The sequence below is a fragment of the Xanthomonas sp. D-99 genome (assembly GCF_017746145.1).
Classification (GTDB): Bacteria; Pseudomonadota; Gammaproteobacteria; order Xanthomonadales; family Xanthomonadaceae; genus Xanthomonas; species Xanthomonas cissicola.
The window spans coordinates 1-26,243 of the sequence record NZ_JAGHWU010000061.1; the positions used below are offsets into that span (position 1 = coordinate 1).

20 protein-coding genes and 1 pseudogene are annotated in these 26,243 nt (G+C 67.1%); 10 read left to right on the top strand and 11 right to left on the bottom strand.

Annotated features, from left to right (window positions below; all coding sequences use genetic code 11):
• Window positions 1-241: 241 nt before the first annotated feature.
• On the bottom strand, window positions 242-1,252 hold the full coding sequence (locus tag J7360_RS17645; protein ID WP_234708370.1) for a LacI family DNA-binding transcriptional regulator: 1,011 nt from the start codon (window positions 1,250-1,252) through the stop codon (window positions 242-244).
• On the opposite strand from J7360_RS17645, the gene J7360_RS21685 reads away from it, so the two are divergent.
• The 7 genes and pseudogenes from J7360_RS21685 (at window position 1,161) to J7360_RS17675 (ending at window position 12,936) form a co-directional block, all read left to right on the top strand.
• A complete protein-coding gene (locus tag J7360_RS21685; protein WP_008577822.1) occupies window positions 1,161-1,367 on the top strand; it encodes a hypothetical protein in 207 nt (68 codons plus the stop codon). The two genes, J7360_RS17645 and J7360_RS21685, sit on opposite strands and share 92 nt — an antisense overlap.
• Before the next feature lie 118 nt (window positions 1,368-1,485).
• Window positions 1,486-3,681, top strand: coding sequence for an alpha-glucuronidase family glycosyl hydrolase (locus J7360_RS17650; RefSeq protein ID WP_209034374.1), 2,196 nt, complete (start codon window positions 1,486-1,488; stop codon window positions 3,679-3,681).
• Window positions 3,678-5,642, top strand: a pseudogene (locus J7360_RS17655) (sialate O-acetylesterase). Before J7360_RS17650 ends, J7360_RS17655 begins: the two are co-directional and overlap by 4 nt.
• A gap of 11 nt (window positions 5,643-5,653) precedes the next feature.
• Window positions 5,654-6,913: a D-mannonate dehydratase ManD gene (manD, locus tag J7360_RS17660; protein ID WP_022560384.1), complete on the top strand. Its 1,260-nt coding sequence runs from the start codon at window positions 5,654-5,656 to the stop codon at window positions 6,911-6,913.
• Window positions 6,913-8,607 (top strand): glycoside hydrolase family 43 protein, encoded by a 1,695-nt coding sequence (locus tag J7360_RS17665; protein WP_057662084.1) that lies wholly within the window; start codon window positions 6,913-6,915, stop codon window positions 8,605-8,607. Before manD ends, J7360_RS17665 begins: the two co-directional genes overlap by 1 nt.
• Window positions 8,608-8,609: 2 nt before the next feature.
• A complete protein-coding gene (locus tag J7360_RS17670; RefSeq protein ID WP_057662033.1) occupies window positions 8,610-11,315 on the top strand; it encodes a glycoside hydrolase family 3 protein in 2,706 nt (901 codons plus the stop codon).
• A gap of 148 nt (window positions 11,316-11,463) precedes the next feature.
• Window positions 11,464-12,936, top strand: coding sequence for a mannitol dehydrogenase family protein (locus J7360_RS17675; protein WP_209034352.1), 1,473 nt, complete (start codon window positions 11,464-11,466; stop codon window positions 12,934-12,936).
• Between the two features lie 81 nt (window positions 12,937-13,017).
• Here the strand turns inward: J7360_RS17675 and J7360_RS17680 are convergent, their stop codons facing one another.
• On the bottom strand, window positions 13,018-13,407 hold the full coding sequence (locus J7360_RS17680; protein WP_007965423.1) for a VOC family protein: 390 nt from the start codon (window positions 13,405-13,407) through the stop codon (window positions 13,018-13,020).
• A gap of 339 nt (window positions 13,408-13,746) precedes the next feature.
• Between J7360_RS17680 and J7360_RS17685 the strand changes: the two genes are divergently transcribed.
• The 3 genes from J7360_RS17685 (at window position 13,747) to J7360_RS17695 (ending at window position 16,214) form a co-directional block, all read left to right on the top strand.
• Window positions 13,747-13,905: a DUF2256 domain-containing protein gene (locus J7360_RS17685; RefSeq protein WP_003485006.1), complete on the top strand. Its 159-nt coding sequence runs from the start codon at window positions 13,747-13,749 to the stop codon at window positions 13,903-13,905.
• Between the two features lie 228 nt (window positions 13,906-14,133).
• Complete coding sequence (locus tag J7360_RS17690) at window positions 14,134-14,640, top strand: hypothetical protein (protein ID WP_042675525.1); 507 nt, start codon at window positions 14,134-14,136, stop codon at window positions 14,638-14,640.
• Window positions 14,641-15,191: 551 nt separating this feature from the next.
• Window positions 15,192-16,214: a ring canal kelch gene (locus tag J7360_RS17695; protein ID WP_057662038.1), complete on the top strand. Its 1,023-nt coding sequence runs from the start codon at window positions 15,192-15,194 to the stop codon at window positions 16,212-16,214.
• A gap of 136 nt (window positions 16,215-16,350) precedes the next feature.
• On the opposite strand, the gene J7360_RS17700 is transcribed toward J7360_RS17695, so the two are convergent.
• The 9 genes from J7360_RS17700 to J7360_RS17740 form a co-directional block, all read right to left on the bottom strand.
• Window positions 16,351-17,097 (bottom strand): TetR/AcrR family transcriptional regulator, encoded by a 747-nt coding sequence (locus J7360_RS17700; RefSeq protein ID WP_057662042.1) that lies wholly within the window; start codon window positions 17,095-17,097, stop codon window positions 16,351-16,353.
• 211 nt (window positions 17,098-17,308) lie between these two features.
• Window positions 17,309-18,745 (bottom strand): aldehyde dehydrogenase family protein, encoded by a 1,437-nt coding sequence (locus J7360_RS17705; RefSeq protein ID WP_057662045.1) that lies wholly within the window; start codon window positions 18,743-18,745, stop codon window positions 17,309-17,311.
• A 102-nt stretch (window positions 18,746-18,847) separates the two neighbouring features.
• A complete protein-coding gene (locus J7360_RS17710) occupies window positions 18,848-19,990 on the bottom strand; it encodes an MFS transporter (protein WP_126215707.1) in 1,143 nt (380 codons plus the stop codon).
• 78 nt (window positions 19,991-20,068) lie between these two features.
• Window positions 20,069-20,710 carry a hypothetical protein gene (locus tag J7360_RS17715; RefSeq protein WP_209034354.1) on the bottom strand — a complete coding sequence of 214 codons (642 nt, stop codon included), beginning with the start codon at window positions 20,708-20,710 and terminating at the stop codon, window positions 20,069-20,071.
• A gap of 4 nt (window positions 20,711-20,714) precedes the next feature.
• Window positions 20,715-22,163, bottom strand: coding sequence for an aminotransferase class III-fold pyridoxal phosphate-dependent enzyme (locus J7360_RS17720; RefSeq protein ID WP_057662051.1), 1,449 nt, complete (start codon window positions 22,161-22,163; stop codon window positions 20,715-20,717).
• Window positions 22,164-22,174: 11 nt separating this feature from the next.
• Window positions 22,175-22,843, bottom strand: a complete 669-nt coding sequence (locus J7360_RS17725; protein WP_209034356.1) for a class II aldolase/adducin family protein — start codon at window positions 22,841-22,843, stop codon at window positions 22,175-22,177.
• Complete coding sequence (locus J7360_RS17730) at window positions 22,830-24,476, bottom strand: FGGY-family carbohydrate kinase (RefSeq protein ID WP_209034358.1); 1,647 nt, start codon at window positions 24,474-24,476, stop codon at window positions 22,830-22,832. Before J7360_RS17730 ends, J7360_RS17725 begins: the two co-directional genes overlap by 14 nt.
• Complete coding sequence (locus tag J7360_RS17735; protein WP_022560398.1) at window positions 24,476-25,393, bottom strand: TorF family putative porin; 918 nt, start codon at window positions 25,391-25,393, stop codon at window positions 24,476-24,478. The genes J7360_RS17730 and J7360_RS17735 overlap by 1 nt, the downstream gene beginning before the upstream one ends.
• An 82-nt stretch (window positions 25,394-25,475) precedes the next feature.
• A complete protein-coding gene (locus J7360_RS17740) occupies window positions 25,476-25,922 on the bottom strand; it encodes a DUF2147 domain-containing protein (protein WP_057662060.1) in 447 nt (148 codons plus the stop codon).
• Window positions 25,923-26,243 lie beyond the last annotated feature (321 nt).

The following is a 26,243-nucleotide window of genomic DNA, read 5'->3' on the forward strand; positions in this document are numbered from 1 at the left end:
CAATCAGTATCTGACGCGTTGAGCATTGCCACTGCACGCGCTTCGCCTCACCTGGCGCGTGCAAGCACTGCCTGCATCGCGACGGTGGGCCTGCGACCACACTGCGGCGGCCAGCACTGGCTGCCAATGTGATGCGCGGCCACAGCGACGTGAGCGCACACCGGCAACCCTGGCGTGTTGCATGCAGGCCTGCGAGACGATCACATCCGGCTTGCGGCATGCAGTGATCTGATCGCTACGTTTACTCGGCCGCATCGTCCGCTGTCGGTGCGGCTACCGAATCCCGCTTGACCAGCAGGTGCGCGACCACATGATCGACCATCCTTGCCGTACGCTCCTTGGCGCGAATCGTCTTCAGCAAGATGTCCAGCGCGGCATCGGCCATGGCGGCGATGGGCTGCTGCACGGTGGTGATTTCCGGCCACACCGCAGTGGCGGCAGAGGTGTCGTCGAACCCGACCACCGACAGATCGCGCGGCACATCCAGACCGCGCCGGTGCGCGACCGAGATTGCCGCGGCGGCCATGTCGTCGTTGCTTGCGAAGATGGCGCTGGGGCGACGTTTGCGCGCCAGCAACTTCTCCGCGGCGACCAGGCCGGATTTGTAGGTGTAATCGCCCGGCTGCACCAGGTGCCGATCCAGACGCAGCCCGGCGTCGGCCAACGCCGCCTGAAAGCCTTCGAAGCGCCGCGTGCTGGCCGACAGATTCGGATGCCCGGCGATGTAGCCGATGCGCGTATGCCCCTGTGCGATCAGGTGTTCGGTGATCTCTTTGGCTGCAGCGAATTCGTCGATGCGCACACATGCGACATCCGGGCTGAAATGGTTGGAGGCGATCGCCACCACCGGCACCTTGGCGCGCACCAACTCCAGCACTGCGGCCCTGGATTCGCACAACGGCGGCGGCAGGATCACACCGGCAACGCCCTTGGCGAGCTTGCGCGCCGCCTTGCGTTCGGCATCGGCGTCCAGATCGTCCCAGCAGTCGATCACCAGCTGGATCGACGTACGCGATGCCACCCGCAACACGCCCAGCAGCAACTCGCGCAAGTAGGCGCCGCTGGGATCGCTGTAGATCAACGCAATCCGCGTGCTCTGCGCGGCCGCCAATGCGCTGGCGGCAAGATTGGGCGTATAGCCGAGCTTGTCGACCGCGCGCATGACCCGTTCGCGGGTGGCATCGCGCACGCTTCCGGTGTTGTTGACCACGCGCGAGACCGTCATCGGCGAGACCTTTGCCAGCGCTGCCACCTCGTCGATGGTGGTCGCGCGGCTGGTGCGGCGGACCGATTTCCTGACCTTCTCCAAGCGTGGCCTCTTCAAATGCGTGCGAAAGCTGCGGGATGCACGGGCGCTGCTGCGGTAACACGGACGCCGAGTGCAGGTATGACGGTGCGAGCCATGGTACCGGGAAGCAGGCAGAGCGGCGATATGCGCCTGCATGCGCCCGTGACGCTCGAGCATGCCGCATGAGCGGGTCTGCAATGAAGCGACATGGCATCGGTGTCGGCGCATTTACGCTGCCGGCATCGATGTGGCTGGCGCTGTTATGCAGTGGCCTGCTGGTCACCGCAAGCGCGCATGCCGAAGATGGCTACGATCTATGGTTGCGCTACCAACCGCTCGCCAATGCCACGCAATTGCGCGGCAGTGCCAGCCAATTGGTCGTCGTTGGCGACTCGCCCACCCTGCACGCAGCACGCGATGAACTGGCGCGCGGCCTGCAGGGATTATTGGGAACCACACCGCCGCGCGTGGACGCAGTGACGCAGGATGGCGCACTCGTGTTGGGCGCAGCCAGCGCGCCACAGATTGCGGCCCTGAAGCTCAATGCCGGCCAGTTGCGCCGCGACGGCTATCTCATTCGTAGCGTCGAAATTGACGGGCATCGCGTCACCGCCATTGTCGGGGGCAGCGATATCGGGGTGTTATACGGCACATTCCACCTGTTGCGTCTGCTGCAGACCGGGCAGTCGCTTGCGGCGGTGGATGTGCGCACATCGCCACGCCTGCAGCTACGCATGCTCAATCATTGGGACAATCTCGATGGTCTGGTGGAACGTGGCTATGCGGGCGCGTCGCTGTGGAACTGGCAGACCCTGCCCGGCTACCTGGATCCGCGTTACACCGACTATGCGCGTGCCAATGCATCGCTGGGCATCAATGGAACCGTGCTCAACAACGTCAATGCCAAGGCCTGGAGTCTGACGCCGCAGTACCTCGACAAGGCGGCAGCCCTGGCAAACGTGTTTCGTCCGTACGGGATTACCGTATTCCTCAGCGCGCGCTTCAGTGCACCGATCGAAATCGGTGGCCTGAAAACCGCCGACCCGCTGGACCCGCAGGTACGGCGCTGGTGGCGCGATACCGCCGACGCCATCTATGCGCGCATTCCGGATTTCGGCGGGTTTCTGGTCAAGGCCAACTCCGAAGGCCAGCCCGGCCCGCAAGACTATGGACGCAGCCACGCCGACGGCGCGAACCTGCTGGCCGATGCACTGGCGCCACATGGCGGGGTGGTGATGTGGCGCGCCTTTGTCCACTCGCATGAGCAGCCGGACGATCGCGCCAAGCAGGCTTACAGCGAGTTCGTGCCGCTGGATGGTGCATTTCGCGACAACGTGATCGTGCAGGTGAAAAACGGGGCCATCGACTTCCAGCCGCGCGAACCATTTCACCCGTTGTTCGGTGCGATGCGCAAGACGCCATTGATGCCGGAGTTTCAGATCACCAAGGAATATCTCGGCTTTTCCACTCACCTTGCGTATCTGGGCCCGCTATTTTCCGAGACCTTGCAAGCCGACACCTATGCGCGCGGCAAGGGCTCGACCGTTGCAAAGACGGTGGATGGCCGCCTGTTCACCGAGAGCAAACGCACACGGCTGACCGGTATTGCCGGCGTGGCCAATATTGGCGCCGATCGCAACTGGAGCGGCTCGATCTTCGATCAGGCCAACTGGTACGCGTACGGGCGGCTGGCGTGGGACCCGCAGCTGTCGCCGCAGGCCATTGCGCAGGAATGGACGCGCATGACCTTTTCCAACGATCCGGCGGTGGTCGAGCCAGTGGTGGGCATGATGCTGCGTTCGCGCGAGGCGGTGGTGGACTACATGACTCCGCTCGGTCTGCATCACCTGATGGGGCGCGGCCACCATTACGGCCCGGCACCGTGGGATGCCGGCAGCGAACGTCCGGACTGGGATCCGGTGTATTACCACCGCGCCGACCGCAACGGGATTGGCTTCGACCGCAGCGCCAGCGGCAGCAATGCCGTTGCGCAATATGCGCCGCCCGTGGCGCGTGTATTCGGCGATGTGCAGCGCGCGCCCGAGCCGTTGCTGCTGTGGTTCCATCATGTGCGGTGGGATCACCGCATGGCCTCCGGCAGGCCGCTGTGGGACGAGCTGGTGTGGCATTACGACCATGGTGTGGCCGAGGTCACTGCGATGCGCACGACCTGGCAAGGCCTGGCCGGCAAGATCGATGCACAGCGCTACCAGCAGGTCGCCGATTTCCTGGCGATCCAGCAGCGTGAAGCGCAGTGGTGGCGCGATGCCAGCATCGCCTATTTCCAGAACGTGTCCGGGCGCCCGCTGCCTGCAGGCGTCAGCCCGCCGGCGCACCCGCTGGCGTATTACCAGGCACTGACATTTCCGTATGCACCGGGGAATCCGAAGTGAGCGCATGTCGCGTCAAGATACTGATCGGCACGTTGTCGGCGTTACTGCTGCCGCAACTTGCGCGCGCAGCGGATGCGCCGCTGCTGCATCCCATTTTTCAAGACCACGCGGTGCTGCAACGCGATGCGCCGATCCGCCTGTGGGGCGATGCGGCGCCGGACACACGTGTGACCGTGCAGCTGGACAGTGCGCAGGTGCAGGCTCGCGCAGACCGGCAAGGCCACTGGGAGGCGCGCTTGCCCGCGCACGCCGCCGGCGGCCCGTACCGCCTGAAGGCCAGCGCTGCCAACGGTGCGGTGCAGCAGATCGATGATGTGCTGATCGGCGATGTCTGGCTGTGTTCGGGGCAATCGAACATGGAATTGCAGGTGCATCGCACGCTGGATTCGCGCAGCGAGATCGCCGATGCCGACCACCCCAGCATCCGCATGTTCAAGGTGCCCGCACAATCCAGTCCGACACCGCAACGCGGCTTCGGCGGCACTGCAACGTGGCAGCGCACCACACCGGAGACGGTCAAAGACTTTTCGGCTGCCTGTTACTACTTCGCACGCGAGTTGCAGAAGAAGGTCGACGTGCCGATGGGATTGATCAATGCGTCGTGAGGTGGTTCGCAACTGCAGGCCTGGATCGGCGACAAGGCCTTGCGTGCCGCCGGCGACGATGGTCCGGCACTGGATGTGCTGGCCCGCTATGCAACCGACCCGGTCGCGGCCGCACCGCGTTGGGCCGCACTATGGGAACGCTGGTGGCGTGCCCATGGCGAAGGCGAACCGTGGCAGCCGGATGCGCCGGGCGACTGGCAGAACGCGCCGTCGGCCTTGGGCGCATGGGACGACTGGGGCGTGCCGCAACTGGTCGGCTTCAATGGCATGGTCTGGTACCGCACCAGCGTCGAACTGACCCCGGCACAGGCCGCACAGGACGCCACGTTGTTGCTGGGGCCGGTAGACGAACTGGACCAGACCTGGGTCAACGGACACGGCGTGGGCAGCAGCTATGGCGCGGACCAGCCGCGTCGCTACGCGTTGCCGCGCGGGCAGCTGCATGCCGGGCGCAACAGCATCGTGCTCAATGTGCTCAACACCTACCGGCGCGGCGGGCTGCTGGGCGATGCGCCATCGCGCGCACTGCAATTTGCCGATGGCAGCACAGTGGCGCTGGACGCGCCCTGGCAATACCGCATCGTGCCGCGGGCAGCGGGCACGCCACCGCGCGCACCGTGGTCGTCGGCGGCCGGGCTGACCACCTTGTACAACGGCATGATCGCACCGCTGGAACACCTGGGCCTGCGCGGCGTGCTGTGGTACCAGGGCGAATCCAATACCGGCGATGCAGCGCGCTACCCGGCCTTGCTCACTGCCTGGCAGCGCGACTGGCGGCAGCGCTTCGGCGCAGACCTGCCGTTGCTGGTGGTGCAGCTGGCCAATTACGGCGCACCGCCTACCCAGCCGACCGACAGCGGCTGGGCGCAATTGCGCGAGGCGCAGCGGCGTTTCGTCGCCAGCGACGCGCACGCAGGATTGGCGGTGGCGATCGATATCGGCGACCGCTACGACATCCATCCGGCCAACAAGCAGGAGCTGGGCCGGCGCCTGGCGCGCGTGGCGCGGCATGTGGTGTATGGCGAGGCGATTGCGCCTTCCGGGCCGGTGCCGCGCAGCGCACGTCGCGCCGGCGAGAGCGTGCGTATCGGCTTCGACGATGTCGACACCGCGCTGGTGAGTTACGGCAACGACGCGCCGATCGGCTTCGAGCTCTGCGGCGATGGGGCCGGCAGCTGCCATTACGCCAGTGCCACGCTGTCCGGGCGCGAGATTCGCCTGCGTCTTTCCGCCGGCGTGCAGGCCACCCGGGTGCGTTACTGCTGGGCCGACAGCCCCGTGTGCACCTTGTACGACCGCAGCGGCCTGCCGGCCGGCCCGTTCGAACTTCCCATCACTGCCACCTCTTCCCCCTGAGCGAGATCACGATGTCACAGACTTCCGACTCCCCTGCACCGCTGCAAGGTTCTGCCCGCGACCGCGAGATCGTCGAGGCGCGCGTCATCGTCACCTGTCCGGGGCGCAATTTCGTCACCTTGAAGATCCGCACGCGCTCGGGCATCACCGGTGTGGGCGATGCCACGCTCAACGGGCGCGAACTGGCGGTGGCCGCGTATCTGCAGGAACACCTGGTGCCGAATCTGATCGGCCGCGATGCCGGGCGCATCGAAGACATCTGGCAGTTCTTCTACCGCGGCGCGTATTGGCGACGCGGCCCGGTGACGATGAGCGCGATTGCCGCGGTGGATGTGGCGTTGTGGGACATCCTGGGCAAGATGGCCGGCATGCCGCTGTATCAGTTGCTCGGTGGGCGCTCGCGCGAAGGTGCGCTGGTGTACGGGCATGCCAACGGCCGCGATATCGCCGAAACCAGCGACGAAGTGGGCCGCTTCCGCGAGATGGGCTTTATCGCCATTCGCGCGCAATGCGGCGTGCCCGGCATCAAGAAGACCTACGGCATTTCCGTCGGCGGCAAGCCGTACGAACCGGCGGAAAGCGAACTGCCGACCGAAACCGTGTGGTCCACGCCGCGCTACCTCGGCGTCGTGCCGCGCCTGTTCGAGCAACTGCGCGCCGATCATGGCGACGCGATCGAGCTGCTGCATGACGCGCACCACCGGCTCACCCCGATCGAAGCCGCACGCCTGGGCCGCGACCTGGAGCCGTACCGGCTGTTCTGGCTGGAAGATGCCACCCCGGCGGAAAACCAGCGTGCGTTCGAGATCATTCGCCAGCACACGGTGACGCCGCTGGCAGTGGGTGAGGTGTTCAATTCGATCTGGGACTGCAAGCACCTGATCGAGCAGCAGCTGATCGACTACATCCGCACCACGATTGTCCACGCCGGCGGTCTCACGCATGTGCGCCGGCTGGCCGATTTCGCCGCGCTGCATCAGGTACGCACCGGCTTCCATGGCGCCACCGATCTCTCGCCGGTGTGCATGGGCGCCGCGTTGCACTTCGACACCTGGGTACCCAATTTCGGCATCCAGGAATACATGTTCCACTCCGACGAAGCCAATGCGGTGTTCCCGCACGACTACCAATTCCGCGATGGACGCCTGCACTGCGGCGAGACGCCCGGGCACGGCGTGGACATCGACGAAGCGCTCGCAGCGAAGTATCCATACGTGCCCAAGCAGCTGCCGATCGCGCGACTGGAAGACGGCGCGATGTGGGACTGGTGATGCGCGCGCTCTCTGCCACGTGTGCCGCGCTGCTGATGGCCTTGGCGGCGCCTGCGAACGCGCAGGCGCAGGCGTCTGCCGATGTCGCGTTCGACTGGTTCGAGTACCGCGGCGACGACGCGGTGTTCGCCACGCCGCTGCCGGCCGGGCACTACCGCAATCCGGTGCTGGCCGGGTTCTACCCCGACCCCAGCATCACGCGCGTGGGCGAGCGCTATTACCTGGTCAATTCGACGTTTACGTACTTCCCGGCGATCCCGGTGTTCGAGAGCACCGATCTTGTGCACTGGACGCAGATCGGCAACGTGGTCGACCGCCGCGAGCAGCTCGATTACGACGGGCTGCGCATGTCGCGCGGCATGTATGCCGCCAGCATCCGCCATCACGACGGGCGTTTTTACGTGGTGGGCACCTCGGTCGATAGCGGTGGCAATTTCATCGCCAGTGCCGGCGACCCTGCGGGCCCATGGTCGGCATTGACGTGGTTGCCCAGCATCGACGGCATCGACCCGTCCTTGTTCTTCGACACCGATGGCAGCGTCTATTTGCTCAACAATGGTCCGCCGGAAGGCACGCCGCTGTACGAAGGGCATCGCGCCATCTGGATGCAGCGCTTCGATATTGCCACCAACCAGCCTGTCGGCCCGCGCAAGGTGTTGCTCAACGGCGGCGTGGACCTGGCCAGCAAGCCGATCTGGATCGAAGGCCCGCACCTGTATCAACGCGACGGTTGGTACTACCTCTCGTGCGCTGAGGGCGGCACCGGGCCGCAGCATTCGCAGGTGGTGTTGCGCAGCCGCAGCGTGTGGGGGCCGTATGCACCCGCACCGAACAACCCCATCCTGACCCAACGCGACCTGCCGGCCGAGCGCGCACACCCGATCAGCAATGCCGGCCACGTGGATCTGGTGGATACGTCCGATGGGCAGTGGTGGGCGGTGTTTCTCGCCAGCCGTCCGTATCGCGGCGATCGCTACAACACCGGACGCGAAACGTTTTTGCTGCCGGTGCAGTGGCGCGATGGCTGGCCCTCGATCCTGCCGGCCGGTCAGCCGATTCCTTACATCGCCAGGGCGCCCGCTGGCATGAAGGCACCTGCCACGCAGGCGCCGTTGTCGGGCAACTTCGTCTGGCACGACGATTTCGATCACACCATGCTGCAACGCGAATGGCTGACCGTGCGCGTGCCAAAGCACGAGGTGGCCGACCTGCGCACGCGGGCAGGCTGGTTGACGCTGCATGCCAGCAGCCAGGGGCTGGACGGTACCGGCACACCCGCGTTTCTCGCACGCCGCCAACAACATATGCGTTTCACCGCCAGCACCGCACTGGAGGTGCCGACCCAGGCAGGCGTCAGTGCAGGCTTGGCGGCATTTCAGAATTCGACCGCGTGGTACGCACTCGGCATTCGTCGCGATGGCGATGCCGTGCAGGTGTTTCTGGACAAGCGCGATGGCGCGGCCACCACCACGCTGGCGCAGACCCGCATCCCGGCCACTGCACAGCTGCGGCTGCAGATCAGCGGCGATGGCGGTGCGTATAGCTTCGCCTTCGATGCCGATGGCCGCGGCTGGCAATCGCTACGCCGCAACGACGATGCCAGCTTTCTCAGCACCGAAAAGGCCGGCGGCTTCGTCGGCAGCGTGATCGGGCCATTCGCCCAATCGCATCCCGACCGCCCTTCACAGGACTGACCATGCTTTCGCATCCGCCCACCCCGTTTCGTTCGCTCGCGCAGGGTGTCCTGCTCGTATTGGGGTGCGCCACAGGCGCTGCCCAGGCCGCCACGCCGCCGTATCTGGACACGCAGCGCTCTTTCGAGGCACGCGCGGCCGATCTGGTGTCGCGCATGACCCTGGAAGAAAAGGCCGCGCAGATGCAGAACGCCGCACCGGCGATTCCACGGCTGCAGGTGCCTGCCTACGATTGGTGGAACGAGGCGCTGCATGGCGTGGCGCGCGCCGGCGGGGCGACGGTGTTCCCGCAGGCGATCGGCATGGCCGCCACCTTCGACCTGCCGCTGATGCACGAGGTCGCCACCGCGATCAGCGACGAGGCGCGTGCCAAGCATCATCAGTTCCTGCGCCAGAACCAGCACGAGCGCTATCAGGGGCTGACCTTCTGGTCGCCGAACATCAATATCTTCCGCGATCCACGCTGGGGCCGCGGCCAGGAGACCTACGGCGAGGATCCCTTCCTCACCGCGCGCATGGGCGTGACCTTCGTGCAGGGCCTGCAGGGCGAGGGCGGCGACGCACCGAAGAATGCGCAGGGCGAGCGCTACCGCAAGCTCGACGCCACCGCCAAGCATTTCGCCGTGCACAGCGGCCCGGAAGCCGATCGTCACCACTTCGATGCGCGCCCCTCCCAGCGCGACCTGTACGAGACCTACCTGCCCGCGTTCGAGGCGCTGGTCAAGGACGGCAAGGTGGATGCGGTGATGGGCGCCTACAACCGCGTATATGGCGAGTCGGCCAGCGCCAGCAAGTTCCTGCTGCAGGATGTACTGCGCGACCAATGGGGCTTCAGGGGCTACGTGGTGTCCGACTGCTGGGCGATCGTGGATATCTGGAAGCACCACAAGATCGTCGCCACCCGCGAACAAGCCGCCGCGCTGGCGGTCAAGCACGGCACCGAGCTGGAATGCGGGGAGGAGTACTCCACCCTGCCGGCGGCGGTCCGCCAGGGCCTGATCGACGAAGCGCAGATCGACACCGCGTTGAAGACCTTGATGACCGCGCGCATGCGCCTGGGCATGTTCGATCCGCCCGGGCAGTTGCCGTGGTCGCAGATTCCCGCCTCGGTCAACCAATCGCCGGCGCACGATGCGCTGGCACGACGCACCGCGCGCGAATCGCTGGTGCTGCTGAAGAACGATGGCCTGCTGCCGTTGTCACGCGCCAGGCTCAAGCGCATCGCGGTGATCGGCCCCACCGCCGACGACACCATGGCGCTGCTGGGCAATTACTACGGCACGCCGGCCGCGCCGGTCACCGTGCTGCAAGGCATCCGAGCCGCCGCCCCGAATGCGCAGGTGCTGTATGCGCGCGGCGCCGATCTGGTCGAGGGGCGCGACGATCCGGCCGCCACGCCGCTGATCGAACCGCAATACCTGCGGCCATCGGCCAACTCGCCCGAGCGCGGTTTGCGTGGCGAGTACTTCCGCAATCGCGACTTGTCGGGTCAGCCGGCCCTGGTGCGGGTGGATGCGCAGATCGGCTTCAAGTGGGACCGTGGTTCGCCAACCGACAATCTGCTGGCGCGTGGCGAAGCCGGGCCAAGCCAAGCGGTGCCGGCGGACAACTTCAGCATCCGCTGGAGCGGCCAGCTGGTCCCGCCGACCACCGGCACCTACCACCTGGAAGCGGCAGCCGACGACGGCGTGCGCCTGTACCTGGACGGCAAGCCGGTGATCGACCGCTGGAGCACCAGCGACCGCCTGCACGCCGATGGCGTCGACGTGCAGCTGCAGGCCGGCCGTGCCTACGAGGTGCGGCTGGAATACTTCGAAGGCGAGCGCGATGCCGCGGTGCGCCTGGCCTGGCGCCAACCCGGGGCCAAGCCGCCCTTGCAGGAAGCGCTGGACGTGGCGCGCAGCGCCGAGGTGGTGGTCTTCGTCGGCGGCCTGACCGGCGATGTCGAAGGCGAGGAGATGAAGGTGAACTATCCCGGCTTTGCCGGCGGCGACCGCACCGACCTGCGCCTGCCCAAGCCGCAGCGCGACCTGCTCGAAGCCTTGCACGCCACCGGCAAGCCGGTGGTGGCGGTGTTGACCACCGGTTCGGCGCTGGCCATCGATTGGGCGCAGCAGCACCTGCCGGCGATCCTGCTGGCCTGGTATCCCGGCCAGCGCGGCGGCACTGCCGTGGCCGACACGCTGTTCGGCGACGCCAATCCTGGCGGCCGGTTGCCGGTGACGTTCTACAAGGAAAGCGAAACGCTGCCGGCGTTCGACGACTACGCCATGCGCGGCCGCACCTACCGCTACTTCGGCGGCACGCCGCTGTATCCGTTCGGCCACGGCTTGTCGTATACGCAGTTCGCCTATTCCGGTCTGCGCCTGGACCGCACCACCATCGCAACCGATGGCTCGCTCACTGCCACGGTCACGGTCAAGAACACCGGCCAACGCGCGGGCGATGAGGTGGTGCAGCTGTATCTGCACCCGCTCACCCCGCAACGCGAACGTGCCGGCAAGGAATTACATGGATTTCAACGTATCGCCCTGACGCCTGGCGAGCAGCGCGAGCTAGGCTTCACCATCAACGCAAAGGATGCACTGCGACTCTACGACGAGCAGCGCAAGGCGTATGTGGTGGACCCAGGCGCCTATGAAGTGCAGATCGGCGCCTCCAGTGCGGATATCCGCGCCAGGCAGCGCTTTACCGTGACCGACAAGTAGCAGCCGCTGACACTCTCGCCATGCGGCCGTGGGTAAACAATCCCTTCGGCCGCGATTGCTTCAAAACCCCTCTCCTCTCGGGAGAGGGATTGGGGTGAGGGTTCGGCGCAGCCCCTCCTCCAAACACTCCTACCTCGCAGGCGACACGATGCACGCACCACGTCTTTCGCTCGACACCCTTGCCACATTGCCACCGGTGGTTGCAACGCCCGGCTATGACCTGGCAAGAACCACCATCGGCATCGTGCATCTCGGCGCAGGCGCCTTCCACCGTGCTCACCAGGCCGTCTATGTCGATGACCTGCTTGCCGAAGACCCCAGCTGGGCCATCAGCGCCGTCTCGCTGCATCGCCCGCAGGTGCGCGATGCCTTACGTCCGCAAGAGGGCCTGTACACCCTCGCCCTGCTCGACGAGCACCCGCAACTGCGCGTCATCGGGGCCATCGGCGAGGTGCTCTGCGCCGCAGACGAACACGCTGCCGTGCTCGCGCGCCTTGCCGACCCGGCAGTGCGCCTGGTCACGCTGACCATCACCGAGAAAGGCTATTGCCTGGCCGGCGACACGCTCGACCTCTCGCATCCGGACATCGCGCACGATATCGCCCATCCCGCAACGCCACATAGCGCCATCGGCTACCTCGTGGCCGGGCTGCGGCAACGCATGCACGACGGCACCGCGCCATTCACTGCACTCAGCTGCGACAACCTCACCGATAACGGCACGCTGCTGCAGCGCGCGGTCGTGCGGCTCGCAGCGCAGGTCGACCCGGCACTTGCGGAATGGATCGCGCAGCACGCCGCCTTCCCGCGCTCGATGGTCGACAGCATCACGCCCGCCACCGATGAAGCGCTGCGCGCGCGCATCCACGATCAGCTTGGCGTGCACGATGCCTGGCCGATCCAGCGCGAGCGCTACAGCCAGTGGGTGATCGAAGACCGTTTCTGTAATGGTCGCCCCGCATTCGAGCGCGCAGGCGTCACCCTGAGCGAAGACATCGCCGGCTATGCGCGCGCCAAGCTGCGTCTGCTCAACGCGCCGCACTCGGCGCTGGCGTATCTCGGCAGCCTGCTGAACCTGGAAACCGTGGCCGACGCCATGCGTCACCGCGAACTTGCCGCTTTCCTGGAAACGTTGATCCGCGCGGAGATCGCACCCACCTTGCAGACCATGGACGGCTTTGATGCGCAAGGCTACAGCGACGCCATCCTCGCCCGTTTTCGCAATCCCGCCATCCGCCACCTGCTCGCCCAGATCGCCTGGGACGGCTCGCAGAAAATCCCGGTGCGACTGCTCGGCACGATCGGCGATGCCCTCGCTACCGACCAACCGATCCAGCACCTATGCTTGGCCGTTGCCGCGTGGCTGCACTTCGTCCGCAGGCAGGCACAGCACGGCGTTGCGCTGGCCGACCCGATGAACGATGCCCTCAGCGCGCGTGGTCGCAATGCGACTGGCGATGCCGATCATGATGTTGCCGCCTTTCTGACACTGGAGGCGGTGTTCGGATCATTGCCCGCGGACGCGCGTTTTTGTGCGTCCTTGCAGGCGGCTTATGCAGCGCTCGGTACTGCCACCCCGACTGAAGTGACACGGGCACTTGGATCGATGGGTGACGCGTAGGACGGTGCGCAGAGCCATCTCTTGCGCCAGCGGGAGCCATCGGTTCGGTGAGCATTGCAGTCGCCTCGCTCACGCAATGCATCACCCTGACGCGATAACCTGCCCAATCCGCAGCAGATTGCCGCTCTCATCGACGATGGCGAACTCACGCATGCCCCAGGGCTTGTCGCCAACCGGGTCGAGCCGTGGAATGCCTCGCTCCGGCAAGGCGGCGAGCTGCATCGCTGCGTGGACGGCATCCACATCGCCCACCCTGATGTAACAGCCCGCATAACAGTCGGCCGGCTCCAGATCCGGATGCGCGAAGAAGTGCAGCTCCACATCGCCACGTCGCAGGATTGCGTAACCTGCATCATGCGGATGCGCATCGCCGACAAAGCCCAGTTGCCGATAGAACGCCACCGTCTGCGGAATCGAGCGGCTCGGCAGGGTTGGGATGGTTTGCGCCTCTACGTTGATGCTGGTGTCCATTACCAATCTCCATGGGTCCACGTTTCAGAAGCGCTCATGTGAGCAGCTCGATGGAAGTGACAGGCTCGCTCGCACACGCGCCTCAAAAGCGCTGGCGGGCGGTGACGGGATCAGACCGTCCTCGGTCGCTGTGAGCGTGCCGCCTTCCGATGTCGCAGACGTGCCGCCAAACCGCTTCCCGCAAACCATAACAAAGCGCGTGCGCTTGTCTCCCAACGCCCTGTACCGCTGTGCTCCAGCAGTTGCCTGCATGAAGTCCGAGACGGCGTGTTGCATTGGACATCGCTATGACATGCTTGCACCCCGCTTCACCGACACATGTCCTGATCCTCCCAGCCTATGGCAGCGCGCAAAAAACAGGATCTACCGGAGAAAGTCTGCGCGCAATGCGGGCGGCCGTTTCGGTGGCGCAAGAAGTGGGAGCGTGTGTGGGACGAGGTGAAGTACTGCTCGGACCGATGCCGGGGCGACAGCAAACGCCACCGCTCCACAGCTTAGTCGGCACTGCCTCAGGCCCGGCAGCATGCCTACACGACACGGGCATGTTCCGCACGCCGCTGAGCGCAGCATGCACTGTGCAACGCGCTTTACCGATACCTCTATTTCGTTCCTGCACGCTTTTTCGCGCCGCTGGACTTGGCCGCACGCTTGCTCGTGCTGCGCTTGCTGGCGACGGCCATGTTGTCCACCAGGTTCGGATATGGCCGGCCTGCGGCTTTTGCGCGCTTGCGGGCCTGGGTCTTCTGCGATGGAGACAGTGGCTTGGAATGCGAAGCGCCCTTCGGGCTGGACGTGTTCCAGGGCGCGGACGTCTTGGTTGCACGCTTTTTGGCAGCTGTGGAGGTGCTCTTCTTGGCCGCAGTGCGCCTTGATGGCGCTTTCTTGGTCGCGCTGTTCTTCTCAGCCGCGCGGCTCCGTGCTGCAGCTTTCTCGCTTGCCTTGCGTGCGACCTTGGACGCTGAAGTCTTTCTGGCAGAAGCGCTCGCGACCGCTGTTTTTTTCGTGGCGCGCTTCTTCGGTGTGGTCTTTTTCGCAGCCGTCTTTTTTGCTGACTTCTTCGTCGCGGTTTTTCTTGCCGCGGCCTGCTTGGTTGCGGTCTTCTTTGCTGCGGTCTTTTTCGAGCCGTCTCCGCTGCTGGCCCCCTTTTTCGCCCTTGCCTCCTGCAGGCGCGCGTACACACGCGCTGCCCAGCGCTGGCCTGCATCGCCGCCCCAGAGCAGCCAGGCGATGTAGCCGGCCGATGGCGCCTTGGCATCCGCCCAGCCCTTGCCGCTCTTGTCCACGCTGTGTCGCGCGAAGTACGAATGCATGCGTCCAATGGTCTGTGCAGACAGCGACTTTTGCGCGGAAAGATCGCGCGCACGCGCCACACCAACGGCGGTCCCGCCACGGCCGTGCCGCTCGCGCAGGCGCAGTCCACGCGCCGCTGCAGCGGCGACGCTCTTGGGCGGCGTTGTCGCCGAGCGGGAAGGTGTCGAGGAACGCGTCACGCAGATCTCCTGTCATTGCGGTAGCGGTAGTGTTCGCATACGCGGTGCTGTTGGACGTGAAGAGGCGGCATCTACCGGGCACCTGTCAGTCGCGTAGGCGCAGCGCTTGGTGAAGTGCGCTGCGTATCCGGCAGGACCACAGCAGTGCAGATGATCGACCACTGTCATCGTCGACCGTGGCAGCGCTGCACCCGTCGTGGTCGCCACGTGCGTCGCGGCTCTGTCCGCTTTCTGCTGTGGCTGTGCGTTGACAGGTGAGTAGACTGGCCGCTCCTGGTCACCAAAGGAACATCGATGCATCGCTTGGCAACGTCGTTCTGCGCGGTGTTCCTGCTCGTGGTGACCGCAAGCGTGCCTGCCAGCGGCCAGGCCAATGACCTCGAACCAGCCGGATCAATCGACCAGTGGCAATGGCGCTCGGTGCAGGCCCAGGGCGAGCCGCACGCACGCCACGAAAACAGCATGGCCGCCATCTGCGAGCGACTGTATTTGCTCGGCGGTCGCGGCGAACGCCCGCTGGATATCTTCGATATCCGCACCCGGCGCTGGTCGCGCGGCAGCGCACCGCCGTTGGCCGTCAACCACGCCCAGGCAGCGGTCTGGGCGGGCAAGCTCTACCTGGTGGGCGGGTTTACCGGCGACTATCCCAACGAAGCGGCGTTGACGCATCTGCTGATCTACGACCCGGCCACCGACCGCTGGCAGGTGGGCGCAGAGATCCCTGCCGATCGCCGCCGCGGTTCGGCCGGTACCGTCGCGCACGACGGGGTGTTGTATCTGGTGGGCGGCAATACGCGTGGCCACAACAGCGGCTATGTGCCCTGGCTGGACGCCTTCGACACCCGGACCCAGCGCTGGACGCGCCTGCCCGATGCACCGCATGCGCGCGATCACTTCCAGGCGGTGGTGCTCGACGGCAAGCTCTACGCGGGCGGCGGGCGCCGGTCTTCGCACGACACCGGCGACACGCTGTCGCAAACGATCCCGCAGCTGGATATCTACGATCTGCGGCAGGCCACCTGGTCGGTGGCCGATGCCACGCTGCCTACCCCGCGCGCGGGCGCGGCAACCGTCGCGCATCACGGCCGGGTCATGCTGTTGGGCGGTGAAAGCACAGCCCAGGTCGCCGGCCATGCCGAGGTGGAGTTCTACGACCCGGCCACGGCGCGGTGGGAGACCGGTCCGGCCCTGCCGCGCGGCAGGCACGGCACGCAGGCGGCACAGGTGGGCGGGGATCTCTACATCGCCGCGGGCAGCGGCAACCGCGGCGGCGGACCGGAACTGCAGGATCTGCTCGTGCTGCCGCCGGTGCCCTGAGCGTTGCATGCGGCGCGGGCTTGCCTGCGGCATTCGGCACCACCTGCGAGTACCGCATTGCACCCGGCAAACGCCTCAGTACGTGGAAGGCGCGTCCTTCGCGCAAGCTCTGACGACCGCGCCCGCTGCCGGCCCATCACCCAGCGCGGGTTGAACGCCGTGCCGGTGGCGAATGTCGCCGATGCTCCACAGCACTGCCTTTGGGCACATCGGCCGTTGCATCGCGCAGCTGCTCGACGTGGCCGGCGATCATCGTGCCGACTGTCTCGGCCACTGCCCGGCTGCTCAATCGCACATCGAACAGCAGCTCCACGGTCGCATAGATCAGGTCCACCACGATGCGGCTGACCAGACGCAGTTGGCGCGGGTCTGCATCGGGAAAGAAATCGGCAAGCATGCGCACCTGCGCCCTGGTGACCTGCGCGTGCGAGTCCAGGCGCACCTGCTGCAAGGCCGGCACCGCACGCAGCGCGCGCAGGATCCAGACCCCGCCCTCGGTGGCCTTGGTCACCCGGTAGGTGTCCAGCACCAGGCCGGTGAGCGCCTGCTGCACCTGTTCGCGCGAACCGGACATCGCCTGCGGCGTGATCCACTTGGGCACCAGCGCGTTCTGCCGCTGCATCAGGCGCGTGCCAAGCTCGGACAACAGGGCATATTTATTGGGAAAGTAGCGGTACAGCGCCGGTGGCGTCAGTCCGGCATGCGCACAGACCAGATTGGTGGACAACCGTTCCACGCCGACATCGCCGAGCAATTGCGCGGTGACCGCCAGGATATGTTCGTAGGTCTCGATCGCGCGATGCTGGGCCGGAAGTTTGTTGCCGGTCAGCCTGGGCGCGGGCGCCTTGAGCGGCGCGCGCGGACGGGACTTGGTCGTGGACATGGGCGGGGGATTCCTCGAACACGGAGTGATGCGTCGGCCAGACCACCGCGACTGCACCTGAGCCGTTGCGTCGCTGCTGCATCGCGCCGGCCAGGCGGCGTCCATCGTCTGCAGTAGCGCCATGCCACCGCCAAGCCATGCGCGTGCACGGCCGGTGTTTGCCAGAGCCACATCATACGCGCTGCGTCGCGGGCGATCTGTGGCGCGCGCGTCATCGGCGGGCCAGCCAGGCGGTCAATGCGGTGGCCACGCGTTGCTGCCATTCCCGATACGGCGGAAAGAAGGCACGGGCGGTCAGCAGGCGGCCGCCGCGCAATACCGCACGCTCGTGCGAAAACGCCTTGAATCCATGCACGCCATGCGCGCTGCCGATTCCCGACTGGCCAATGCCGCCGAACGGCAAGCCGGTGTGCATGAACTGCTGCAGGCAGTGATTGACCACCACGCTGCCGGAGCTGCTGCGCGCCAGCACGCGGGCGACCTGTGCGGCATCGTTGCTCCACAGATACAGCGCCAATGGCTTGGCGGCGGCGTCGAGCCCGGCGAGCACCGTGTCGAGATGGTCGAAGGTCACCACCGGCAGCACCGGGCCGAAGATTTCTTCCTGCGCGATGCGCGCGTGTTCCGGAACATCGGCCAATACCGTCGGGGCGATGAAACGCTGGCCCACGTCATGCTCGCCGCCGGCCACCAGCTCGGCGCCGGCAGCGCGCGCTTCATCGATCAAGGCCGCCAAGCGCGCCGCATGGCCGACATGGATCATGCGCGCCAGGTCGGGGCTGGCAGCCACTGCCGCGGCGCTGCTGCCGTAGCGCTGCGCCAGCAGTTCACGGCACCGCTGCAGCAGCGCCGTGCGGACCTCGCGATGCACGAACAGCGTATCGGGCGCGATGCAGGTCTGCCCGGCATTGACCAGCTTGCCCCACACCAGCACCTGCGCGGCGCGCTCCAGGTTGGCGCTGCGGTCGACGATGGCCGGCGATTTGCCGCCCAGCTCCAGCGTCACCGAGGCCAGCTGGGCGGCGGCGGCGGCCATGACCTGCCGTCCCACTGCCGGCGAGCCGGTGAAGAACACATGGTCGAACGGGCAGGCCAGCAAGCGCTGCGCGGTCGCCACGCCACCCTGCACCATCGCCACTTCGGAAGGGTCGAATGCCTCGGCCAGCAGCTCGCGCAGCACCGCGTTGACCTGCGGGGTGAATTCGGACGGTTTGAGCATGGCGGTGTTGCCTGCCGCCAGCGCCGAGACCAGCGGCCCGAGCACGGTGGCAACCGGATAATTCCACGGGCCGATGATCAGGCAGCGGCCCTTGGGCTGGTAGCCGATCTGCGCGTGCGTGCCCAGCGTCAGCAAGGTGGGCGACACCTTGCGAGGGCGCATCCAGCGCGGCAGCCCGGCGATGGCGGCGGCGATTTCGTCGACCACCGGCAACAGCTCGCTCAGCTCCACTTCCAGCGCCGGCTTGCCGAAGTCGCCGGCAAATGCGGCATACAGGGCCTGCCGCCGCGCCAGCAGCGCGCTGCGCAACGCGCGCAGGCGCTCGCGCCGCTGCGCGGCGGTGGAGCTGCGCCAGGCCGCGGCCACCGGCTGCTGGGCAGCGAACAATGCCGCGATGCCCTCGGCGCAGACGTCCAGGTCAGCGTGCATGACGCGCGCGCCCCTGCTGCAAGCGCAACCACTGAAAACGACACCGCGGCCGTCGCGCCAGACGCGCCGGCACGTTGCGGCCCATCCCGCACACGCTGTCGATCATCGATCCCCCTTGCTCGGCTGCGCCCCGGTCGGCGGCGCCCGGTGGCGCTGGTCGCGGCCGGCTGCCGCCGCCAGGACGGCCGCCAGCAGTGCGGCGGCCAGACTGAAGACCGGTACCGGGGCCGGATCATCGTGCTGCAGCAGCAGCGAAGCGAGCAAGGGGCCGGCTGCCGATCCCAGCAACTGCACCGCCGGCACCAGCACCGCCACCCGGCCATGCGCGTCGGCATCGAACGCCAGACCCACGTGGAAGGGCATCAGGAACATCCAGACCAGGCCAAAGCCCACGCAGGCAACCGTGAATGCGGCAGTGCCGGCCGGCGCCGCACGCGCCATGGTGGCCGCCACCGCCGCCAGCACCAGGCTGCCGGCCACCAGGGTGCGCGCGTGACCGAGCCGGCGCACCCACCAGATCGCCGCCAGCGCGCCGACGATCTGCATCGCCAGCACCAGCGAGGTGTGCGCCTGCACCGCCCCGGCATCCAGGCCGGCGCGCAGCCCCAACGGTTCCAGGTACGCCCACAGCGCGCCCGTCGCGGCCATCTGCACGAAGGCAATCAGCAAGGGCAACAGGGTTGTCGGCGACCAGCGCACGCGGCTCGCCGGCGCAATGGCGCTCACGGCAGACAACGTCGCCGGCAGCAATGGTGTCAGCAGCGCCGCGCACAGCGTCACCGCCCCCAGCGCCGCGAAGCCGCCTTTCCAGCCGGTCGACGGCAGCACCCACCACGCCAGCAGGTTCGCCAGTGCGATCTGCGCCACCGCCTGGGTCAGCATGAACACCGCGGTGACCCGATCCGGCTTGGCCGCACGCACGATGGTCAGGGTCGCCACCCATAGCAGCAGCCCCTCTGCCAGGCCGGCAGCTGCGCGTACCAGCACGAATGCGGTGTCGCCGACCGCCTGGGTGGTGGCCAGATCCAGCAGCGCCGCCAATAGCGCCGCCAGCACCGCAACCTGACGTTGCCAGCGGTGCGGCAACAACGCATCACCCAGCGCCACGCCCAGGCCGAGCGCGACGATCTCCCCCATCGCCACGATGCCCACGCCGGAGAGCGTGATCAGCTTCTGCTCGACCAATGTTCCCAGCAGGATCGGCTGCACGCCCAGGATGAGCAGGGCGATCGAACCGATCGACAGACCGGACGGCAACCCCTGCGACGCGGGAACGTCCACGGCGGACAATGCGGGTGGATGACTGCTGCGCATGAGATGCCTTCAGTAAGCGGTGCTTTCGGTGGGCAGGGCGCCCTTGGCGAATGCGGCCGCCGCACCCATCTGGTCCTTGCGCAGACGCCCGTTGGCGATGCGACGCACCCACCACGGCAGCTGCCGGGTCGGTCCTCCGGTCGCCGCCGCCAGCACATACGCCTTGGCGCACTTTTCGAACAACGCGATGTTCAGCGCCAGGCGACGCGCACTGGTACCCAGGCACAACGGCCGTCGCGCCACCAGCACGGCGTTGCCGATCCCGCCGGCCAGCGCGGCCGCCGCGTCGGCCGCGCGCGCCGGCGGCGGCATCGGCCCCAGATGCCGCGCCTGTTCGTCGAACACCTGCGGCAACGCGCCACCGACGTCGGCCAGGCAGTGGCCGAACGCACCGGCCGACCAGGCCACCGCTCCCACATCGCCACGCTGCGCATAGACCTGCGCATGCAGGCGCTGCGCCGCCTCCAGCGCGACATCCTCGCGCCAATCCAGCAGCAGCGGCGTTGAGGCAGCGGCGCTGCCGATCCACATCAGCGTTGCGCCCGGGCAACGCACCGACAAGGCCGCGTCATCGTCGCCGAGCAAGTGGGAGGCCTGCAGCCGTTCGCGGGTCTGCAGCCAGGTGTCGCGCAGGGCATCGGTGGCGTTCATCGGCTCAGACCAGTGCGAAGACATCGTCGAAACGGTTCAAGGCCTCGTCGATCACCGCATCGGTGTCGGCCATGCTGGTGTAGATGCGGCTACCGGCCAGGGTGATCAGGCCGTGGGCCGAATACGCCGCGCCCATCTCTTCCATCATGTGCTTGCGCGCCTTGGCGTCGTTGCGCACGCGCCAGAGCTTGTAGAGGTTGCCGGTGTCCAGCAGCAGCACGCCGGAGGTCTGCAAATGCACGATCGAACCCATGTTGTAGACCACGTACGGCAGGCCACGGCGCTGGATGATCGCTTCCAGACCGGCGCGCAGGCGATCGCCCGCGCGGCCGGCGCGGCCGGCGGCGTCGTTGTGCTGCGCTTCCAGCAACGCGTAATAGCCGGCCACGCAGGACAGCGGGTTGGCCGACAGCGTGCCGCCGACAAACGCGCGCCGCGCGGTCGTGCCGATGCCGCCCACCAAGCTCATCATCACCTCGCGGCGGCCACCGATCGCCCCGGCCATCGGGTAGCCGCCGGCCAGGCACTTGCCCAGCACGGTGATGTCCGGTGCAACGCCGAAGTAGCCTTGCGCACCGCCGGGGCCCAGCCGGAAACCGGTGACCACTTCGTCGAAGATCAGCAGCGCACCGAACTCGTCGCACAGCGCGCGCACCTGGCGGTTGTAGTCCGCGTGCACCGGGCGGGTTCCGCTCTCCGGCCCCAGCGGTTCGAGCAGCACCGCGGCGGTCCCGCCACGCAGGCGATTGAATTGCAGCTTGCGGCGCAATGCGTCCAGATCGTTGGGCGGGCATTCCTGGGTCTGCGCGGTCGCCCCACGCGGAATGCCGATCGCTTCCATGCGGCCGGTGCCGGGCAGGCGCAGGCCGTACACCAACTGGTCGCTCCAGCCGTGATACGCACCGCCGATCTTGATGATCCAGCGCTTGCGGGTATACGCGCGCGCCAGGCGCACCGCGCCCATCACCGCCTCGGTCCCCGAACCGAGCAGGCGCACCATCTCCACCGCCGGCATGCTGGCGCAGACCAGCTCGGCCAGTTTGACCTCGTATTCGTGCAGCAATCCGGTCACCGGTCCGCACTGGTCCAGCACCTCGTTGACGCGTGCGCGCAACGCCGGCGGGTTGGAGCCGAGCAAGGTCGGGCCGCCGGCCTGCAGGAAATCGATGTAGCGGTTGTCGTCGACGTCGGTCAGGTAGGCGCCCTCGGCGCTGCGCATCGCCAGCGAGAACGGGTAGTTGAAGGCCAGGTTGTGCTGCACGCCGCCGGGAATCACCCGCTGCGCGGCATCGCCCAGCTGCTTGGAGCCTTGGCAGCGCTGCTCGAAGTAGCGCATCACCTTGTCCATGCCATCGCGCCGGATCGGCCGCATCGGCTGTTTGACCAACGCATCGAAGCGGCGATACAGCTGGTCCACATCGGGCCATTGCGAAATCGCGGAAGTCACGCTCATTGTCGGTGCCATCATGTCTGGGAAAGGGAAGACGCGCCGGACGTGTGCCGGTGAGAATCCAGCGCCGTCAGCACCCGCTGCAGGCCCGCAGCGAGGTCAGGCTGGCGCGCCGCACGCGCCTGGATCTGCGTCTGCAGGTGGCTGCGCGCGACCAGCTCCAACGCCTCGACCACGGTGACGGCCGCCTCTAGGTTGGTGCCGCAACAGACCACGCCGTGATTGCGCAGCAGATAGGCGTTGACGGTGGGCTGCAGCTGCCGGGCCAGCAGGCCGGTGCCCGACGGCATGTAGCCGGCGATCGGAATCCGTGCGCCAAGCAGCCGGCGCAACGCCGGTTGCGTCACCTCCAGCGGCGCGCCCAGCAGGGTGCAGGCGCTGGCGACCGGCTGGTGGGTGTGGATGCGGCAGCCCACGTCCGCGCGCCGCCGCATCACCTGCGCATGCAGGCCGGTTTCGACCGACGGCGTGCGCGTGCCGTCGAGCTGGTGCAGGTCCTTGGTGCGGACGATGCAGATATCCTCGGCCTGCATGCTCAGGTAGTCGATCGCCGAGGGGGTGACGGCGAAACACTCCGCATCGATGCGCAAGGCGACATTGCCGCCGGTGCCGGCCAGATAGCCGCGGCGCGACAGTTCGATGCACAGCGCGACCACGCGCTGGCGTTGTTCATGGGCAAACATGCGCGGCGACCTCCTGGGCGGGAGCGGGCGTGGAGGGATTGAGCCGTCGGTAGATCGGTGCCAACGTGCGCTGCAGGTCCTTGAACACCGCATAGCGGTCGTCGTAGAGCGCGCGCGTGCCCGCATCCGGCTCGTAGACCCGCCGGGGGCGCTGCAGTGCCGCCAGGTCGCCGAAGCCGAGCCGACCCAGGCCGACCCCGGCGATAAAGGCCGCGCCGACCGCATTGGCCTGGATCGGATTGTGCAATTGCCGGATCGGCCGGCCGCTGACATCGGCAATGATCTGGCACCACAGATCCGACTGGGCGCCGCCGCCGACCGCAGCGATCGTGCCTGGGTCGCAGCCAAGCAGGCGTGCAAACGGCTCCATCATCCAGCGCGTGTTGAACGCCACCCCTTTCATCACCGCGCGGATCATGTCCTCGCGGCTATGCATCAACGAGAGATTGATCAGGCCGGCACGCAGGCTCGGGTCTTCCACCGGCGTGCGTTCGCCGAACAGCCAGGGCATGTAGATCAACCCGTTGGATCCTGCGGGCACGCGTGCGGCGATGCGATTGAGCACTTCATAGACGTCCGGGCGCTGCTCGTCGCTGAGCAGCTCGTCGGCATGGAACAGGATGCGGTCGCGCAGAAAGGACAGGTTGGCGCCGGCGGTGGTCTGCAGGGCGATCGCCAGATAGCGCCCTTCCACCGCGCACGGCACCGCGGCGATCGTACTGCGCACGTCGGTCTTCATGCGCGGCACATGCGCGCCCAGCCACGACGAGGTGCCCAGGTACAGGTGCGCGGCGTGATCTTCCACCGCTGCGGCCACCGCCACTGCCGACGTGTCGATCGCGCCGGCCACCACCACGGTCTGCGGCGACAGGCCCAGCGCCCCGGCCACCTGCGGCAGCAGCGGACCCAGCACCGCAGTGGAAGGCAGCAGGTCCGGCAACTTGTCGCGCTCCACCCCGACCATGTCCAGCAGGCCTGCGTCGTAGCGAATATGGTGCGGGTCGCGATTGTCGGTGACCCAGGTGGTCAGCATGGAATCGGGGGTGGCGCAGAACCGCCCGGTCAGGCGCAGGTTCATGTAGTCGAGCACGTTGAGAAACTTGTGCGTGCGCTCATAGCGCACGGGCTGGTGATCGCGCAGATAGGCGATGTGTCCGGCGCAATCCTTGCCGCTGCGCGCAGGCGCACCGCCGCTCAGGCGCAACCATCGCCACAGGCGCAGCGGATCGTAGCCGCGCACATTGAGCCATCGCCCCTGCAGACGCCGGGCGATGGCGGCCTGGCCGCGCATGTCCAGCCACAGCATGGCGCGCCCGAGCGCCTGGCCGTTGTGGTCCACGCAGACGGTGCCTTCGCCCTGGGTCGAGCAACACACGGCCACCACGCGGCGGCGCAGCGCCGCATCGCCCTGCACCACGGCCGCGGCGGTGGCGCAGAACGCGTCCCACCACGCGTGCGGGTCTTGTTCGGCAGCGACGCCCTGCACGTGCAGTTGCACCGGTTCGAACGCCCAGGCGAACACCTTGCCGTCCAGCGTCACCAACGCGCATTTGCAGCCGGAGGTTCCCAGATCCACCGCCAGCACCAGCGGCGCATTGCCGCCGGTGTCGTCTGCGAGCGTTTGCGTGCGCATCAGAACGTGTAGCCGATCGAGAACACCAGCGCATCGCCGTCGGTCTTGCGGATCCGCTCGCCATCCTGCACCCAGTACAACTGATGCGCGTTGGTGTTGGTGGTCAGCCAGTCCAGGTTCCAGTCCAGACCCCAGCGCCGATGGGTGATGCCGATCTGGTAATCGGCGAAGTTGCCTTCGCGAAAGTTGGCCAGTTTCTGGTAGCCGGCATGCAGGCGCAGCGTCGTGGACGGTAGCAGCGAGGGCAGTAACGGCAACTGGGTATTGAGGTCGGCCAACACGGTACCGCGCGAATCCTGTTCGCCGCGCGCGTAGCACTGCAATGCGGCGGTCGGATCGATCGACAAGCGCAGGATCTGCCCGCACACGCCGCCGGTATCGGCACCGCGGTAGGTCTTGGACACCACATACAACACGCGCCCTTCGACGATGCCGTAGCCCAGCTCCATCACCGCGAAATCGCTGTTGTAGTTGGTCGTGCGCACGTCGGTCGGCGTGCCGGTTTCCAGGTCGATGCGATGCGGCGCCATGAAGCGCGCCCCCGGGAATCGCTCGGTGGCCAGGCCCACGCCGGCGTGCCAGCCGTCCGGGTTGCCGAAGCGATACCCGCCCGCCAGGGTGACGCCCAGGCCGTCGCCATTGACGAACTGCTGCTTGCTGACCCCTGCCACTTCCAGCAAGGCGACCAGCCCGCTGGCATGCACGAACTGGGTGCTCCACTTGGCCGAGGGCCGCATCAACGAATCGGAGATGCCGCGCGTGCGCTGTTCGCTCATCAGCTTGAGCTGGTTGTCGAACTGATAGGTGGCCACGCTGCCTTCGCTCACCGGGTCGGCTTGCTGCGCCTGCGCCGGCAGGCAAGCCGCGCCTTGCAGCAACGCACACGCGACAACCGCGCCGACATGGATCTTCGCCATCTGGATTCCCCCGGTGGATGTGAGTGAGAACCGTCGCAAGCGCGGCGGTCGGTGCTGCGCGCGCATGCCGCGCTGGACGCAGCTAGTGGCTGGCGCACACCGGCGCGGACGGCAGGACCTGCACGCGGGTGAACAGCATGTTTTCGCCGAGCACTTCGGCGCCGATGAACGCGCGCAGGGTCAGGCTGTCGCCCTTGCGACGCAGCGTGGCCTTGTAGCGCTTGCCGCTACGCGGATCGAATGCCCAACCGTCGCGCCAGGTGCCGTTGTCGTCGCGCTCCAGGCGCGCGATCTGCACACCGCAGGTGTCCTTCGGCGTACCGGCATCCTTGTCCCACACCACCTTTCCGCACATCGCGCTGGCGGCCTCGGGACACGGTGCAAATGCGATGACGGCGTCCTTGGCCGCAGTCAGCCATAGGCCCTGTACCGGCGAGGGCGCCGCCGCCAGCGCAGGCATCAGCGGCAGCGCCGCTACGACAACGCACGCCAGGGTGCGCAGCAGTCGGGAAACGCAAGCTTCGTTCATTGCCGCAACCCCGCGGGCAACCCGCTCATGACAGTAGTGAAAACTACCGCATAGCGATGATTACCTTTTTGCAACAGGCTCAAGCGTGGCGATTGCCTGGACCGCTGCACGCCCTGGCGCAGCAGGCGCTGGGCGGCGTAAGACGGATGCGGTGCACGCCTGTTTTGACGCGGCGCACCACGGTTGCGGTGGCTGACGACGCGCAGCGAGCCAGGTGGATGGCCTGGCTCGCGGGCGCTGCACCCGGCGGTCGGAGGGCGGGCCCGCGCGCACCTCGCTGCTCGGGAAGGCCCTCAGCGGCGGCGGCGCTACGGGCGAGGA